Origin of the sequence: Alkalihalobacillus sp. BA299, assembly GCF_017745675.1 — a bacterium.
Lineage (GTDB): Bacteria > Bacillota > Bacilli > Bacillales > Bacillaceae_F > Alkalihalobacterium.
In genome coordinates this window covers 192,694-209,975 of the sequence record NZ_JAFLJM010000007.1, presented here as the reverse complement: position 1 = coordinate 209,975, position 17,282 = coordinate 192,694, and the positions used below count along the sequence as shown (strand labels likewise).

Sequence of the window (17,282 nt, the reverse complement as noted above, 5' to 3'; positions counted from 1 at the left end):
AGATCGATTTTAAACTCTACCTTATCTACTCCATTTTTTTCACTTATATATAACCTTTAGATCGGTCTGACAATTAATACTTATAAATAAGCCTCTACTAATTGAGGATCACCTATTAATTCATTTGAAGGACCTTCTTTTATTATTTCTCCATTCCGTAAAACATACGAATATTCAGACAATTCCAGTATCTTCTTTGTATTTTGTTCCACAATAAGCATCGAAATTTTTTCTTCCTTTTGTATATCTTTTAAGATCTCAAAAACGCGATCGACAATAATAGGAGCTAATCCCATAGAAGGTTCATCCAACAATAACAGCTTCGGCCGAGACATTAAAGCACGCCCAATACTTAACATTTGCTGTTGTCCACCAGAGAGAGTATTTGCAGCAAAATTCCGACGCTCTTTTAAGATCGGAAAATAATCATAAATCTTCGTTAGATCATCTTTTATTCCTTTATCCTTTCTACAATACGCACCTAGCTCTAAATTTTCTTGAACGGTTAACGTTGCCAAAATTTCCCGACCTTCAGGAACAAGTGCCATACCGCTAGAAACAATTCGTTCAACGCGCTGCGATTGAATCTCCTTACCATCAAACATAATTGTCCCTTCTGTTGGTTGAATAAAACCGATGATCGTTTTAAGAAGAGTGGTTTTCCCAGCACCATTAGGTCCAATTAATCCTACAATTTGCTCATTTTCAACATGAATATTAATCCCTCGAATGGCTAAAATTTCTCCGTAGCCAGAAGATATGTTATTAACCTTTAAAATAGAAATCACTCCTCGCTTTCGTAATCATTGCCTAAATACGCTTTAATTACCTCTGGATTCGCTTTGACTTCATCTGGTGTTCCACGAGCAATCGTCTCACCAAAGTTTAAAACGGAAACACTGTCACAAGTCTTTGAAACTACTGGAATATGATGCTCAATCATTATAATAGTAAGATTTAACTGACGTAGCTTTAAAACAAAATCAGCAAATTCATCACATTCAGCATCATTCATACCAGAAGTTGGTTCATCCAATAATAATAAAGTCGGTTTTGTTATTAAAGCTCGCGCAACCTCTACCCTTCTTTGAATACCATAAGAAAGACTTGTAGCGACTTCATTTGCATATTTTTCCAACCCGAGAGCTCTTAATAACGTTAACGCCTCCTTCTTACTTTGTTCTTCCTGCTCTTTGTATTTTTTGTTTTTTAATAGTAAGCCGACTAGACTATAGTTTAAATGTTTGTACGATGCGATCATTACATTATCAAGCACAGTGAGCCCTGGGATCAGACGGATGTTTTGAAACGTCCTTGCAATTCCAATTTGAGCCATTTGGTCAGCACGATATTTGGTAATATCATCGCCTTTCCAGAAAATTTGCCCATCAGTCGGTAAATAGAATTTATTAATGATATTTAAAGTAGTCGTCTTACCAGCGCCATTTGGCCCGATTAGCCCGTAACATTCTCCATGCTTTACTTGTAAGTTAATACCTTTTAATATGTTTAAACCACCAACTGAAAAGGAAATAGACTTCATTTCTAAAAGAGGAGTAGCATTATCTTCTTGACTATCATTTAACAAATACTGAAAAGTTTCTTGCCAAATTTCTTCGTCTACTTCATCTATATTTAATGTCGCTGCCGTTTCCTTCATACTGTCATCAAGATCATCATTTTTTGATTTTTTCGATTTAAATTTTCCTAGAAGTGCTTTTAATTTACCTTTCTGCCATAGGCTTATCACACCGTTTGGTAGAAAAATGATCATAAGCAACAATATACTCGACTGCATAAGTACCGTATATTCTTTGGCGGCACGAAAAATTTCAGGTAAGCTACAAAAAATAATAGCTCCAATTAATGGACCAGCAGTTTTTTCTCTCCCTCCTAAAATTACTACCGAGAATGCAGCTAATGTTAAAGCAAAGCTATAGTTTTCTGGACTTATATGATTGTACAGTCCTGCCCTTAGAACACCAGATAACGCTGTTGGAATGGCACCAAAAATAAAAAACATCACCTTATATTTGGTTAAGTAAATTCCGACTGAGTTCGCAAGCAATTGATCTTCCCTAATCGTTGCCATTACACGTCCTACTTTTCCATTCGTAGCTGACACACGGCCAATAAAATAGGTGCAAATAATGACTGCAATCAAAACCTGCCATGTTTCAACACCTAATCCTATACCAGAAACTCCCCTTGGACCGTTCGTAAACTCAGAATTTAGTGCCAATAAACGAATTAATTCACTAAAAGCGAGAGTTGCCATCGCATAAAAAATTTCATTTAAACGGAGAATTAATCGACCTAGCACAAAGGCAAAGATCAAAACTACTATGACTGCAATGAAACCAGCTAAAAGTAAGGGAACGTTAAGCTTTACGTTTAGTAAAGCAAAAGTATAAGCACCAATAGCAGCAAAGCCTGGTGAAGCTGTAGAAAAAAGTCCCGCTTTTAACCAACAAAACATTCCAAGTGCTAATAAGCTAGTAATTAGAATGGTATCGAATAAAGGCGAATATACCGTGATAAATTCCATCATGGTCTTAACACCTCTTCTTTACCAAATAGACCATTAGGTTTTACTAGAAGAATAAGGAAGAATACGATTAATCCTACCAAGTCTCTTGATGAGCTCGCTATATAGGCTACACTAAGAGACTCGGACATCCCCATAAGAACTCCAGCAACAATTGCCCCGAAAATATTCCCTAATCCACCAATGACCACAATGAGTAATGCTTTTAAGAACATAAAATCGGCTAAACCAGGGCCAACCATCCCAAAGAATACGGTAATTAAACACCCTGCCGCACCAGCTAAAGCACCACCGAGAAAAAATGTATTGATAATGGTTTTGTTTGTATTAATCGCTAATAATCTAGCTGCTTCTTCTTTAAACGAAATCGCACGTATTGCTTTACCAAATCGTGTATTTTTAAGAATATATAGTAGTAATCCAATAAATATAATCGTTATTAATGAATTCACTAATTGAATATAACTAATGGATAATCCACTTATATTAATCATTTGGGATAATCCTTCAAATGGTGGATAGGTTCTAGCATTACCCGAAAAAATTAGTTGAAACAAACTTTTTAAGATTTCTCCAAAAGCAATTGTAGCAATTGCAATTGCAAATAAGTCAGCTCCTTTACGCTTACGAAATGGATAAAAGCATACTCTTTCACATAAAATATTTAATAAGCCACCTGCTATCATTGCCAATAGAATACCAAATGGAAAAACAGGTATCCCATAAACCTCTACGGCGATCCAACTTATATAGGCCCCGCCAATGAAAATCATTCCATAGGCAAAATTTAATGCACGTAAAGATCCAAAAATAACCGAAAATCCAGAAGCAAACAAAGCATACCCTAATCCTATAACAATACCATTTATTATATTTTGTAATAATAAAATCACTAGATTTCCCTCCTTTTAAAAAATAACATCTAGTAAGAGTCTCTTTTGGTTATTTATGATAGAGACCCTTACTATTTCTATCTCAACTCTAATACTTAAAAGTTTTAAACAAAATAACGAACAATGGAAATCATATTATTCTACATCTAGCGGAACATATATTTTTTCTTTTACTTGTATTGGAAAAGTAGTTGGTGACGGAACGCCATCTTCATCAATCGTAACCATCCCTCGGAGCGTCTCCAATTCTAAACTTTGATATTTATCTCGGATTGCTTCTATGTCGTTAATGTTACCGACTTCTGAGATTGCATGTGCTAAACGCCAAAGGCCATCATAGTATTGGGCGTCAAAGTGGTCTGGTCTTTTATCAAATTTAGCAATATATTTTTCTGTAAATTGTTTCGATCTTTCATTTTCACCTGGATAACCAGGTACCCAGTCAACACCATTAATTTGTCCCTCATAAATAGGAAATACCTCAGCTAGGAATTCACTCGATGAATTAGCATCTCCAGCAAATAAACCTTTATAACCAGCACGTTTTAATTGTTCAATAAACATCGGATCTCCAGGAGGAAAATTACCAGTCATAACAATTTCAGGATTTAAATTCATTATTTTTGTTACGAGCGGTGTAAAATCTGTATCTGACGCTAACACTGTTTCTTCTGCCAAAATCTCCACACCTAAACTTTCCAATGTTTCTTTTCGCACCTTCATACCATCTACGGCAAGCTTACTATCTTGGACTGTAACTAATACAGCTGACTCAAAACCAAAGGCTTTATGCTGTTTTTCTGTTAGCTCAGGAACTGTTTCTGTTACATCAGGCGCTAGCGAAAAAATCCAATCCCCAATTTTAGCAATATCTCTTTGCTTATTAATACCAAGGCCAATCACATTTCCAGCATTTTGTATTTGCGGGAAAGCGGCAAGGGTTTGGAAATCGGCACCAAGTCCAACGATTACTTTAGCTTTATGTTCTTTCAATAACCGTTGAACAGCCATAATACCAGCTTCAGTAGTATCTCCTGCGTCCTCTCGGATAAGCTTTAATTCTACATTCCCTATTATTCCACTTTCTTCAATTTCTTCTATAGCCATTGAAGATACAAATTCCCAAGTATTATGCACTTCTGACCAAGGACCAGTCATTGCAGTTGCTTCTCCAATAACAAATGTACCTGTTAAACCGTCTCCACCTGTTTGAGTTTCAGTAGATTCTTTAGATTCAGAAGTAGAAGATGATTGAGAACAACCCGTAATTAGTAATAATAATAAAACTAGTAAACATATTGAATATTTTTTCATATTATTTATCCCCTTTTTAAAAAGTAGTCACAAAAAATGAAATAGTATTGAGTAAGTAGTGCTAAGTTAAAACCTATTAAATTGTATCCGAATAAAACAAATATTTGTTAGAAAAAGAAACTAAAAGTGAACTTACAACTTTATACAAACTTCATTCTCTACTACCAAATACTGGTTTTAATTTAAAAGTATATTTGTCTAAGAAGATAGTCCTGCAATCTTTTTTCTGTTCATTCAAAGGTTAGACTCCTCGTAGAAACCTTCTTTTGCAAATTAAAACGCTTTCATTTCCTTCTTTAAGATTTACTGTTATTACATCCCTATTGCTTAATACAATTAACGCAACCCCCTTTTTAAATTTTCTAAATATTTTAAATTTTATAAACCTATCTTATTAAATGCAAACCAATAGTGCTATTCCCACAAAAGAGTTGTCTTCTCCCCTTCTAATAGGGGTTCAACTGTGAATTTTCACTAATCCCCCTCATTTGAAGGGGATTATCACCTCTATTTAAGGGATGTCTTTTTAAAAGATTACTCGCTAAAATGAACTGTAAAGATATTGATATTTCAACACCTTTTACTTAAAAACAAGTATAAACTACTCCAAATCTTTTCTATTACTTATTAAACCAGTAATTACATTTCTATATTTCCCCAACATTTGAAGAACTCTATTTTTATTTATTAAAGGATTTTATCATGTAATAAAGAATTCAAATATTGTAAACGCTTTCAAATTTGTTGTTATTTTATTCCCTTAAACAATTACACACTTGTGGATTTTGCTCTATTATTCTAACATTTATAGAAAGGAGTAATACATATGGTAAATGAAATAACAGTAAATGAATATATTTGCAATAACCTTGACAAAGCGTCTACTCATGAGGAAAAATTAAATCTCATTACTAAAGGATTAATTGATTTATTTCCTATCGGAGAAGTCCATTTATTTAGGTATTCTCCCCTTGGCTATATTGTTGAAGGAATTGTTAAAGTCAATTCGACTGGTGTACATTACATTGGTCATGTTAGAGATGATATTAGAACATTAACTCCTATCTATAATGCCCTCAAAAAAAGACGTACCGTATACGTTTCAAAATGTGAATTTTTTGAAAAATACGGCAGCAAATATGTAAACCCCAATGACGAAAATGATCACCTGATCATCCCTATTTGTTTTAGTGCTAATGTCATCGGTTATTTTGTTGCTCGTGAATTCAGAAGTGATTTTAAATGCAGTGAACAACTCCTTACAACTCTAACTTTATACGGGAAGGAAGTTGGAAAAGTTCTGGAAAGTAACAAAAATGGTGAATCAATAGGTGGATTAAGTAAACGGGAAACCGAAGTCATGCAGAGAATATCTTGGGGGGAGAGCATAAAAGAAATGGCTAATTCCATGGAAATTAGTGAATTTACTGTTAAAGATTATATCAAATCAGCTATTAAAAAATTAGATGCAAAAAATCGTGTCGAAGCGGTAGCGGAATTACTCCGAAAAGGGTGGATATTTTAATTTCATTTACTTTTATTTCTAAACTAATTTAAGTTAAACCTCAAAACAAAAGTCATTTGAGCGTTATCACCAAGATTTACCCCACATCGTCCTAGTATTAGCAAAGTAATTTAATATACTATAAACTAATGGAAATTTTTTCTAGAAACTTTAAGATTGTTTGTTTCTCATATTGCACTTGCTGGATCCATAACTAGGATAACCCAGCAAGTGCCTATTTTTATAGAACAACTTAAAACATCTATTTAATTTTAAAATACTATCTGCTCCAACTAAAATTTGTTAGTCTAAATTAATATAAACACTTTTCAGTTGTGTGTATGCCTCAATTGAAGCTGCCCCATTTTCTCTGCCTATTCCACTTTGCTTAAATCCACCAAATGGCGTTGCAGGGTCAGATAGAGGAGGGACGTTTACATACACATTTCCAGTTTTAAGCTCATGAGCGACTTTGTGAACTTTACGGACATCTGTTGTGCATACGCCCCCCCCCAAGCCATAGATGGATTGGTTAGCTAATTTAATGACTTCATCAATATCTTCAAATGGCATTGCTGAAATGACTGGACCAAAAATTTCTTCTCTTGCTATAGTCATTTCGTTCGTAACATTTGCCATAACCGTTGGTTTTACGAAATGACCGCATGCAAGTTCTTTTTCAGTTGCATTACCACCGACAAGCATTTCGGCTCCTTCACGTTGTCCAATGTCTAAATAATTTAACACCCTACTTTTTTGTTTGGCAGAAATGAGTGGTCCTATAACTGTTGTTTGGTCGAACCCATCTCCTAATTTCAGATTCTTCGAGTAGTCTGCAAAATCACTCATGAAACGGTCATAAATTTTCTTTTCCACAAATAGTCGAGAACCAGCGAAACAAGTTTGCCCCGATAAGGCATAAATTGAATTTGCTGCTGTTGCTATAGCCTGTTCATACTCAGCATCAGCAAAGATGATATTTGCAGACTTGCCTCCTAGTTCTAGAGTGACTTTTTTGACATGATCCGCAGCTGTCCTCATAATTTGCTTACCTACTGCGGTTGAACCAGTGAATGTAATTTTATCGACTTCTGGATGTTCTGTTAATGCAGCACCAGCTGTATGTCCATAACCCGTCACTATATTAACTACTCCATCAGGAAACCCTGCTTCTTGAATCAATTCACCTAATAATAGAGTTGATAAAGGTGTTAATTCCGATGGTTTTAATACAACTGTATTGCCAACTGCCAATGGTGCCGAAAGTTTCATAATTGCATTCATCAACGGGGCATTCCAAGGCACTATTTGACCACAAACTCCAATTGCTTCTCGTCTAGTATAATTGAATAGATTCATTGGAATGGATAAAGGTACCGTTTCTCCTGTGATTTTCGTTGCCCAACCAGCATAATAACGAATATTTTCGGCAGCCAATGTAGTAAAATAGGAGGCTACACCAATTGGAGTCCCGCTATCAAGGGTTTCCAAATGAGTGAAAGTATCTCCATGAGATTCAATAATATCAGCAAGGTTTAATAATAGTTTTGCACGTTCTGCTGGTTTCATTTTTGGCCATGGTCCTTCTTCAAATGCTTTTCGAGCAGCACGAACGGCACGATCAATATCCTCTTGATCCCCTTCTGGAACAGAAGTAAGAACTTCACCTGTTGCTGGATTTGTTGTTTCGAACCTTTTTCCAGAAGCAGCTTCGACCCATTCACCATTTATAAACATTTTTTTCGGTTCAGACATAAATTCTACCGCTTTCGGATTTAGAGCAATAATAGTGGACAAATACATTCCCTCCTTAACATGTTTAACAGTACAGTATAATAATTTTCATATCTTATGGTTTGAATTACACCTTTTTAGTCTAATCGGCTATTATACAAAAGAAGCAATTCGATTATTCTATGCTGAAAGAGTAATAGGCTTCCACTCTAGCAACCAGTAATTGAAATGATGAAATTTTACGATCTAGTTCCTGACTTGTCTTTATTACCTGACTGTCGTTTAATCCTTTTATCCGTGCTAAGCTATGCATTTGATTTCGTTTTCTTTCAATATCATTCTTTAATGCGTGATAATCCTTCATATTAACTTCTTTTTCAGCTAGGGGTTCATTTTCCATTTTGATCACTTCCATAATTATCAATTTTGCAATTTTATCCTTTCATTAGTACTTAGTAGATTTTAGCTTCCATTATGAATGAATAGCCCCTTCTATCTTCCTTTTTTCAGTTCAACAATACCTTTAAAACTTATTCTTTATTCATTAAAAATTAACATCATCCTTTCTTTAACTAAACTTGAAGATAGATTAAATTTTATAATACAATAAGGATAAACATTTTTGATAATTATGAATATTCCTAATTTAGAGTGTGTATCTCCCTCCAAATAGAGGTAATTTACGTAAGTTTACTTTAAATAAAAAACTCTTTTCTAAAAGATTGTTGCTTTTGCTATTGGACCATTAAACAAGCTTTCGCTTGGTTCTTCACGCTTTAGCGTGAAGCTTTTGAATATAAATCAGCCAAATAAAAAGCTGACTAAAGTGCTAGATACACCAATAGTCAGCCATTTCATTCAAACAATTGTTAGTTAGATACGAATGTAAACAAAGATTATTTATTTATTAATTGTACCTGCTTATTTATACTACTTTTTAAAGGCAGTTCGTTGACCAATTGATTATGGGAAAAATAAAGATTTATTCCATCAATAGCTATACCGTACCCCATTAATATCTCGACTTCTTTACGTTCATTTTCAAGAAGTTTCATATTTTTAATCCCAAGATCTTTAAGAATTTGTGCAGCAATATGATAATCTTTATGATCTGAGTTGAGATGAAGTGTTTCATCTATCTCATCAGTAGAATAACCTTGCTGTTGTAAATTATAAACTTTTAACCTCTTTATCAGTTCCTCTTCTTTTTCTTCTTTCCTTAAATAAAGTAATACTGCCGATTCATATTTTTCCATCTCGTCAAATATTGAATAAAGGTTTAAACTAGGTTTAGTATTGAAAGAGCCAAATACATCTCCTAATAAATTCTGTGTATGGATTCGTACGAGAGGAACACTATTTGAATCAATTTTACCTTTAATAATGGCTATGTGTTCGTCTCTATTTCTTTTATTTGAATAACCTACAGCTTGAAAATTTCCATATTCTGAAGGCAGGTTTATTTTTACTTCTTGTTTTACTAATACTTCATTAGTCATGCGATATTGAATTAAATCCTTAATCGTGATCATTTTCAACTGATATTTGTCGGCAATTTTTCGTAGGTCACTCACTCGAGCCATTGTTCCATCATCTTTTATTATTTCACAAATGACACCAGCTGGGGTGGAGCCTGCTAAACGTGCCAGATCAACAGCTGCTTCTGTATGCCCTGGTCTTTCAAGTACACCTCCATCTTTAGCGATCAATGGAAATACATGACCTGGTTTTTTAAAGTCGTTTGCTTCAGATTGATTCTTGATCATCTCTAAAATTGTATCTGACCGTTCAAAAGCCGATATTCCTGTTGTTGTACTCTTATAATCAATACTGACCGTAAAAGCTGTTCCATGTGGGTCCGTATTTTGACTTACCATTGGAAAAAGCCCTAATTTCTTACCGAGTTGTTCAGCAATTGGAACACAAACAAGTCCCCTCCCGTATTTAATAAGAAAATTTATATTTTCAGGTGTTGCATGTTCAGCTAATAGGACAAAATCTCCTTCATTTTCACGATTTTCATCGTCACATACGATAATTATTTTTCTTTGTTGTAAATCAGCAATCGCTTCTTCTACCGAATTAAACATTTCCCCCATCCCTTCTACTGTAATATGTTCACTTCATTATTCACATGTTTTTCTGTAAACCAAATCATTAAATTACTATCAAGACATGCCCCTTTTGATATGCTCATAGGGAAGAATAGAAAAATCATAATTTGTTATGGGAAATATTAAGTCTTGACCTGAAATCGCTGGACCCTTTCGTGCTCTAGATCCATATTGAAGCTGCTAGATAACCACCGCACTTTCTCCGCTAACTTTGAAAGCGCTACCATTTAGTTGTACAACATTCTCTTTGGCCCATTTTATTGATTTGATAATGGTTTTAAAGCTATAAATTAATCATAACGAACTTTAACAAATTGAACAATTCCCAAAAAAGAGTTGGATCCCCCCTTTTTTTGGGGATTTTCTAATTCTACAATAAACCCTTTTCTTGTAGAAACAGTTAATTGTAAACGCAAGTAAACTATTATTTCATTTTTTACCATAGTAACATTTTTACTTTTATCTTTTATATCTTTGTAAATTCAATCTATAAGCTGATGTTCATAGGAAGGAGTAGATGGTATGGTAAGTGAAACAACAGTGAGTGAATATATATGGAATAACTTAGACAAAACATTAACTCATGACGAAAAATTAAATATGATAACAAAAGGGTTGGTTGATTTATTTCCAATTGGAGAAATCCATCTATTTAGGTATTCACCACTCGGAAATATCGTTGAGGGAATTATAAAAATTAATTCGAGTGGCATGCATTATATAGGGCATGTTAGAGATTATGTTAGAAATTTGCCTCCCATTGATAACGCCTTAAGAAAGAGACGTGCCGTATTTATTTCTTGTTTAGAGTTTTTTGAAAAATACGGGAGTAAATATGTTAACCCTAACGATCAAAATGATCATCTTATCATTCCTATAAGCTAGGTTGGATTTCATAATATTTTTACTTTTATTACCAAAATTAATTGATTACTTATGCTTTAAGGAATTGTATAGAGTACGTATTTTAATATAAAAACTATTATATTGATTTTTGATAAAACATTATTCATTAAAATCTGAACGCAGTATACACTTCGTTTTTTGATAATTATGAATATTACTGATTTAGAGTGTGGACTTCCCTCCAAAAACCTGGCGGGATGTCAACTTCAATTCTTTCACCTTAAAAATTCAGGTCCCCAAGAAAATAATTACTTTATAGCAACACTAGATCGAGTTTTTAAAACCTTCCTTTGAATAACCAATTTGTTCAAATATTTCTTCATTATGTTCCCCTAACCGAGGTGCATTAGAATGAATGTTACCAGGAGTTTCTGACAATTTGATCGGTATTCCGATATGTTTATAATTTAAGCCTGGTACAGATTGGATCATTTGCCGGCTTACTATTTGAGGATGACTAATCATTTCTTCAAAATTTAATACAGGTGATACACAAGTGTCATACTCTTCAAATGTTTCTACCCATTCACCTAATGTTTTTGCTTTAATAATATTACTAATCTCATTTTTCATCTCATCTTGTCTGCTTATAGGTGCTCCCAAGTCTTCGATTAAGTCTTCTCTGTTAATTCCTTTACAAAACTCTTTCCAAAATTTCGGCTCTAGTGCACCAACAGCTAAATAACGTTGATCTGAAGTTTCATATACTTCATAACAAGCTTTTTCGCCTGATAATGGCAATTTTCCACGTGTCGGTAATTCGTTATTCGCTAAATAGTTGGGAAGGATTGTTTGTAACCACGAAACAACTCCATCCAACATGGAAATGTCAACGAACTGTCCTTCTCCAGTTTGGTTTCTTGAAATGACTGCCATTAATATGCCGATGACAGCATTTAAAGACCCTCCACCGATATCGGCAATTTGTACAGGTGATAGCACGGGCTTAGCATTTCGTTCTCCCTGTAATTCTAACAAACCGGCAAAACTTAAATAATTGAGGTCATGGCCTGGTAATTTTGCATATGGTCCAGTTTGACCATATCCTGTAATCGCGCAATAAATTAATTTTGGGTTAATCATTTTTAAATGTTCATACTTTAATCCTAACCGATCCATCACTCCGGGACGGAATGATTCTACAACAATATCAGCGGTTTTTACCATTTCCAAAAATATTTCTTTGTCTTTTTCAGCCTTCAAGTTAAGAGTAACACTTTTTTTATTACGATTTAAAGATGAAAAAATCGCACTATCTGTTCCTACTTTTGGCTCTTCCCATCTCGCGTAATCTCCTAATTGCGGCTCTTCAATTTTAATAACTTCTGCCCCAAAATCTGCCAATAGTAACGTACAGTAAGGACCCGGTAATAAACGAGTAAGGTCTAAAACTCTAAGAGAATGAAGTGGTGATTTCACTAAATTCCCTCCTTCCTTATAAAAATTTTTTTTTAAAAGGCAGTCATATGTTCATTTATCCATATAACTGCCTTTTCTTTTTTACTCCGATAAAGTTCCACCATCGATAAAGAATGTTTGCCCTGTAATATAATTAGCTGCATCAGATACTAGATAATACGCCATTTTCGAAATATCTTTTGGTTCACCTAATCTTCGTAAAGGGATTGCTTTAGTCGCCTTTTCAAGCCAAGCTTTATCTTCCCGCTCTTTTTTGTTTATTTCTGTTCCTATTAGTCCCGGTGCAATCGAATTAACATGGATATTATACCGTGCCCATTCTGCTGCCAATGATTTTGTCATATGAATTACAGCTGCTTTTGTTGCGGTATAAGGTGTGATTCGTTTGTACGGTTTTACTCCGCCAACGGAAGAAATGTTAATGATTTTACCGCCATCTTGGTTAATCATAATCTTTGCAGCTTCTTGGCAGGCAAAGAATAGTCCTTTAATATTTACATCATTAATATAATCCCAATCTTCTACCGTTACTTCAATGGCTGGTTTTGTAACATTGGCTCCTGCATTATTGACTAGTACATCTAATCTACCAAACTCATCCATTGTCACTTGAAATAAGTTTTTAATATCCGATATACTTGAAACATCACATGAAACAGTAACTGCTTTTCTACCAAGTTCGCGAATTTCCTGTGCGATCTCTTCACAGGCTTCTATACGACGACTACTAATGACGACATCTGCCCCTTTTATAGCAAATTCACGAACCATTTCTGCTCCTATCCCGCGGCTTCCTCCAGTAACAACGATTACTTTTCCAGTAAGTTCTCCCACTGATATCCCCCCTTATTACTCCTATTTTAAGCACATCCCATAAGAATAGTTGATTAAACTATTATACTAATACATCATTATTTCTATTTTGATACTCTTTTAAATAGCGTTTGGCCACCACTACACGGTGAACTTCGTCTGGACCATCATAAATGTGGGCCGCTCTCGCTTCACGATAAAAACCTTCTAACGGTGTATCTTTTGAATACCCTAGTGAACCGTGGACTTGGATGGCTCGGCTAATTACATCATTTAATATTTTGGCTCCGTAGAACTTAATTAAAGCAATTTCCTTCCGTGCATCTCCACCTTGGTCCATCATCCAAGCTGCGTGAAGTGTCATTAAACGGCAGGCTGAAATTTCAGCAGCTGAGTCGGCAATAAAGTTTTGAATCGTTTGGAATTCAGCTAACGGTTTACCTCTCGTTTTTCTCTTAAGTGCATAATCAAGCATTAAATCAAAGCTGCGATTCATCACGCCTAACCAGCGCATCGCGTGTGTAATACGTCCTGGTCCTAAACGCAATTGTGCTAATTTAAATCCTTCGCCTTCTTTTCCTAAAATGTTTTCTTTTGGAATACGGCAATTGTTAAATTTAATCTCCCAATGTCCACCTTCACTAAAATCACCCATTACGCCAATGTCACGTATCATTTCAAATCCTGGTGTTCCTGCATCAACAAGGAACATCGTTGCACGTTCATGTGGAGCAGAATCTGGATTCGTTACAGCCATTACGATTGCAAATGAGGCTAATCCCGCATTACTAATAAACCATTTATGCCCATTGATAACCCACTCATCACCATCTCTAACTGCAGTTGTTTCGATACCTGTTGGATCTGCACCTGATACATCCCGTTCTGTCATCGCAAAGCATGAACGAATTTCATCTTCAATGATAGGTCTTAAATACTTTTCATGTTGCTCAGGTGTACCTGCTTTCAAGAGAATTTCCGTGTTCCCTGTGTCTGGTGCAGCTGTTCCAAAAACACGAGGTCCAAGTACACTACTACCTAATATTTCATTTAATAATCCTAAGAAAACATTCCCTAAGCCCAAACCACCAATACTTTTAGGCATATGTGCAGCCCATAAATTTTGGTCTTTTACTTTTTGTTGTAATGGTTTTAGAATTTCATCAGGAAGTCCTACCCCAGGGATAATATCCTTTTCTGCAGGATAGACATCCTCGATCATAATTTTCTTTGCTCTAGCTAACAATTCTTCTTGTTCAGGTGTTGGACTAAAATTGTACATTCAAATCTCTCCCTTTTCTTCTAAATTTTTAATTTATTAAATGAAGCATTGTAAACTATATTTTAAAGTGGTTTAAAATTGCTTTAATGAATAGCTTTCTTTGTTATGCTCACGTAACAGCTTTTTATCGATTTTACCGATTGATGTCTTCTGTCAACTTTTCATAAAGACAATTTCATCAGGCAACCACCATTTAGCTACTCTTTCTTTCAATATGAACGGAGATTGTCGTTATTACATTACGATGTCTATAACCCCATACTGAACTATCACGATAAACTACTTGCCCCTGACATTCTATTTAAAAGCAGCAAACAAAACAAATCTAACGTTTGTTTGAATTTATTATATCAACTTACTTTTACTAGTTCAATGTTTTTTATGAATTTTCAGAAATTAATTTCTAGATTAATGAAAACTAGATACTAAACTAAATCAATGATGAATTATTTAATTAATACCAAGATAAATATTTTGAAGGTCAAAACTACAATGAAAGAGGCTGACAAAATATGTCAGCCTCCCAATTATTAATACTCTTCTTGTAAAAAACGCTTCACCTTATTTAGGTCTTAATCAGCACGACTAGAAATGTTAACGATAAAAATGCCCACATTTGTTATTTAATGATTACTAACACCGATGGTTGACTCTGATTTGGGCTGTTTTACAACTTCTAGTTTATCGTCTTGCTTCAGCAAATAATACTGAACACTATCAACCAAAGCATACCAGCTTGCCTTAATAATATTGCCTGATACACCGATGGTACTCCATTTTTCATTTCCATCTGAAGACTCAATAAGAACACGCACTCTTGAAGCTGTCGCATCAGTCTCATCAAGGACACGTACTTTGTAGTCTGATAAGTACATTTTATTTATACAAGGGTAAAACTGTTCAAGTGCCTTCCTTAATGCATGATCGAGTGCATTAACAGGGCCATTCCCTTCTGCTGCAGTCAAGACTTCTTGGTCATTCACACAGAGCTTAATAACTGCCTCTGTTGTAAATGATTGCTCACCGCTATTTTCAATAAATAATTTAAAATGATCAAGTTTAAAGAACTCTCGGTGCTCTCCAAGGCCTTTTTTTACAACCAATTCAAAAGATGCTTCAGCAGCTTCATACTGATATCCATTCAGTTCTAATTCTTTAATTTGTTCAATAATCTTTTTAGTTGCAGGATTGTTTTTATCTAAATTTAAATTCCATTCTTTGGCTTTAAATAATACATTGCTCTGTCCTGATAACTCAGAAACGAGTACTCTTCGCTTATTTCCAATCGCTTCAGGTTCGATATGCTCGTATGTTTCAGGATGCTTTAATACGGCACTAACATGCATGCCGCCTTTATGGGCAAATGCACTTTTTCCAACAAATGGTTGATTACTTGGCGGAATTTGATTAGCAATTTCATGAACATATTTGGATACAGACGTTAAATTCACCAACTCTAAATTACTAATACACTCATAACCCATTTTAAGTTGCAAATTTGGGATGACTGAAATAAGATTTACATTTCCGCATCGTTCGCCGTAGCCATTAATCGTTCCTTGCACATGAGTCGCTCCAGCTTGGACGGCTGCGATCGTATTAGCTACAGCTAATTCTCCATCATTATGACAATGTATACCAACTTGAATAGAAAGTTCATTTACGACGTGCTCTACGATAGCTGCCACTTCGTGTGGTAATGTACCTCCATTAGTATCACAGAGCGTTACACAGTCAGCCCCAGCTTCTTCCGCTTTTTTTATGGCCTGGATAGCATATTCAGCATTTCGTTTATAACCATCAAAAAAATGTTCAGCATCAAAAATAACTTCTAACCCATTTTCTTTTAAAAATTTTACTGAGTCGAAAATCATGTTTAAATTTTCTTCTAACGTTGTTTGTAAGGCATGGGTTACTTGAAAATCCCATGTCTTTCCAAATATCGCAACTGATTTTACACCACACTCTAGGATTCTCTGCAAATTTTGATCTTTATCAGCTGTTACTCCCATTCGCCTGGTGCTCCCAAAAGCTGTTACTTTTGCGTTTCTCAATTCAAGGTCCTTCACTCTTTCAAAAAAATTCATATCCTTTGGATTACTACCTGGCCAACCACCTTCTATATAGTGAATTCCCAATTCATCCAGTTTTTTTGCAATTTTTAACTTATCATCGACTGATAGACTTACTCCCTCACCCTGTGTTCCATCTCTAAGTGTTGTGTCATATAAAAACACTTTTTGGCTAGTCATTTTATTCTCCCACTCTCCTAGCATACTCTCTCCTAAAATTCTTTTAATCATTTTTATTTAGCTGATTATTGCATTAAAGTATATCACATGAAAATGAAAATGACTATGTAACGTTCTAAATTTTCAGTTAGTTTTTATTATATTGTATACAAGACTATTATAAGTTATGAAAGATTCTTCTTTTTAGGTTTCTACTATTATATCAAGAACGAATAAAATTGCTACGAGGACTAACGAATTATAGGTTAAGATAATCATTTGGGACATTTCTCTACAATTTTTTTTTATTTTTGATTAAGACTAGGCACCACTAAAGTGTATTTGATTGATTTTCTGAGATGTTTCTCTATCATACTGACTTCTATTTGCTATTTTCTGCACATTTTCACCTTCATTTGGAGGAAAAGATGGGGAAATTTTTAACTTCTGATGTTTTATTTTTAAGTTTCGTCCTTTTATTTTTAAGTTCATGCCTTTTATTTTCAACTTTGAACCACTTATCG

General features: G+C 34.6%; 14 protein-coding genes. 2 read left to right on the top strand and 12 right to left on the bottom strand.

Annotated elements, in window-relative coordinates; all coding sequences use genetic code 11:
* Nucleotides 1-80 precede the first annotated feature (80 nt).
* The 4 genes from J0N78_RS11750 to J0N78_RS11735 form a co-directional block, all read right to left on the bottom strand.
* Entirely contained in the window at nt 81-779 is a 699-nt protein-coding gene (locus J0N78_RS11750) for an ABC transporter ATP-binding protein (RefSeq protein WP_209123329.1), read from the bottom strand.
* Nucleotides 780-784: 5 nt separating this feature from the next.
* Nucleotides 785-2,551, bottom strand: a complete 1,767-nt coding sequence (locus J0N78_RS11745; RefSeq protein WP_209123285.1) for a branched-chain amino acid ABC transporter ATP-binding protein/permease — start codon at nt 2,549-2,551, stop codon at nt 785-787.
* Nucleotides 2,548-3,441: a branched-chain amino acid ABC transporter permease gene (locus tag J0N78_RS11740; protein ID WP_209123284.1), complete on the bottom strand. Its 894-nt coding sequence runs from the start codon at nt 3,439-3,441 to the stop codon at nt 2,548-2,550. Before J0N78_RS11740 ends, J0N78_RS11745 begins: the two co-directional genes overlap by 4 nt.
* A gap of 135 nt (nt 3,442-3,576) precedes the next feature.
* Nucleotides 3,577-4,755: an ABC transporter substrate-binding protein gene (locus J0N78_RS11735; protein ID WP_209123283.1), complete on the bottom strand. Its 1,179-nt coding sequence runs from the start codon at nt 4,753-4,755 to the stop codon at nt 3,577-3,579.
* 826 nt (nt 4,756-5,581) lie between these two features.
* Between J0N78_RS11735 and J0N78_RS11730 the strand changes: the two genes are divergently transcribed.
* Nucleotides 5,582-6,280, top strand: a complete 699-nt coding sequence (locus J0N78_RS11730; RefSeq protein ID WP_209123282.1) for a response regulator transcription factor — start codon at nt 5,582-5,584, stop codon at nt 6,278-6,280.
* A gap of 282 nt (nt 6,281-6,562) precedes the next feature.
* Here J0N78_RS11730 and J0N78_RS11725 read toward each other — a convergent pair whose 3' ends face one another.
* The 3 genes from J0N78_RS11725 to ribB all read right to left on the bottom strand — a co-directional run bounded on the left by J0N78_RS11725 (nt 6,563) and on the right by ribB (nt 10,083).
* Nucleotides 6,563-8,014, bottom strand: coding sequence for an aldehyde dehydrogenase family protein (locus J0N78_RS11725; protein ID WP_374193906.1), 1,452 nt, complete (start codon nt 8,012-8,014; stop codon nt 6,563-6,565).
* A gap of 154 nt (nt 8,015-8,168) precedes the next feature.
* Nucleotides 8,169-8,393 carry an aspartyl-phosphate phosphatase Spo0E family protein gene (locus J0N78_RS11720; protein ID WP_209123280.1) on the bottom strand — a complete coding sequence of 75 codons (225 nt, stop codon included), beginning with the start codon at nt 8,391-8,393 and terminating at the stop codon, nt 8,169-8,171.
* A 496-nt stretch (nt 8,394-8,889) separates the two neighbouring features.
* Complete coding sequence (gene ribB / locus J0N78_RS11715) at nt 8,890-10,083, bottom strand: 3,4-dihydroxy-2-butanone-4-phosphate synthase (protein ID WP_209123279.1); 1,194 nt, start codon at nt 10,081-10,083, stop codon at nt 8,890-8,892.
* Nucleotides 10,084-10,629: 546 nt separating this feature from the next.
* On the opposite strand from ribB, the gene J0N78_RS11710 reads away from it, so the two are divergent.
* Nucleotides 10,630-10,992, top strand: coding sequence for a hypothetical protein (locus J0N78_RS11710; RefSeq protein ID WP_209123278.1), 363 nt, complete (start codon nt 10,630-10,632; stop codon nt 10,990-10,992).
* A gap of 285 nt (nt 10,993-11,277) precedes the next feature.
* Here the strand turns inward: J0N78_RS11710 and J0N78_RS11705 are convergent, their stop codons facing one another.
* From J0N78_RS11705 to J0N78_RS11685, 5 genes are all read right to left on the bottom strand, one after another.
* The gene (locus J0N78_RS11705; RefSeq protein ID WP_209123277.1) at nt 11,278-12,432 is read right to left on the bottom strand and encodes a CaiB/BaiF CoA transferase family protein; all 1,155 of its coding nucleotides are present in this window, start codon (nt 12,430-12,432) and stop codon (nt 11,278-11,280) included.
* A gap of 81 nt (nt 12,433-12,513) precedes the next feature.
* Complete coding sequence (locus J0N78_RS11700) at nt 12,514-13,266, bottom strand: SDR family NAD(P)-dependent oxidoreductase (RefSeq protein WP_209123276.1); 753 nt, start codon at nt 13,264-13,266, stop codon at nt 12,514-12,516.
* A gap of 61 nt (nt 13,267-13,327) precedes the next feature.
* Nucleotides 13,328-14,527: an acyl-CoA dehydrogenase family protein gene (locus J0N78_RS11695; protein ID WP_209123275.1), complete on the bottom strand. Its 1,200-nt coding sequence runs from the start codon at nt 14,525-14,527 to the stop codon at nt 13,328-13,330.
* 623 nt (nt 14,528-15,150) lie between these two features.
* Complete coding sequence (cimA, locus tag J0N78_RS11690; protein ID WP_209123274.1) at nt 15,151-16,779, bottom strand: citramalate synthase; 1,629 nt, start codon at nt 16,777-16,779, stop codon at nt 15,151-15,153.
* 300 nt (nt 16,780-17,079) lie between these two features.
* Nucleotides 17,080-17,265 (bottom strand): hypothetical protein, encoded by a 186-nt coding sequence (locus J0N78_RS11685; protein WP_209123273.1) that lies wholly within the window; start codon nt 17,263-17,265, stop codon nt 17,080-17,082.
* Nucleotides 17,266-17,282: the final 17 nt, after the last annotated feature.